At 60.3% G+C, this 504-nt stretch carries 1 protein-coding gene; it reads left to right on the top strand.

The window, feature by feature from the left end; all coding sequences use genetic code 11:
* Positions 1 to 93 precede the first annotated feature (93 nt).
* Positions 94 to 504, top strand: a 411-nt coding sequence (locus ACU8YC_RS26335; RefSeq protein WP_446896169.1) for a Spy/CpxP family protein refolding chaperone, incomplete at its 3' end; no start/stop codon positions are given.

The following is a 504-nucleotide window of genomic DNA, read 5'->3' as shown; positions in this document are numbered from 1 at the left end:
GCTTAGACTGAACTCATCCGGTCACCGACCAGCCGCCAGCTTCTTCGATGCCGCGGCGGCACGACCGGTTTCCCTACATAGGAGAGTTTCATCATGCGCAAATCACTCGTAGCCCTAGTGTTCGCAGCCGCCCTGCCGACCCTCGCCTTTGCCATGCCCGGTGGCATGCACGACGGCCCCCATGGCGGCAAAAGAGCCCCGCACATGTTCCAGGAGCTGGACCTGACAAAGGAACAGCAGCGCGAAATGCGCAAGCTGATGGGCGAACAGATGAAGCAGCGCCAGGCGATCACCCAGCGCTACCTCGACAAGTTGCCCGAAGCCGAACGCCAGGCCATGCAGAATGATCTGGACGCCAGTCGGGAAAAGACTCACCAGAGCATGCGCGCCCTGCTCAAGCCGGGACAGCAGAAAGCCTTCGATGAAGGCCTGAAGAAAATGGAAGAAAAGCGCGCCGAACGCGCCGAATTCCTCAAGTGGAAGGCCGAGCGCGATCAGAAGAAC

This window comes from Citrobacter sp. VF227 (assembly GCF_052950715.1).
Note: the sequence above shows the minus strand (reverse complement) of the source record. Positions and strands in the feature narration are given on the sequence as shown.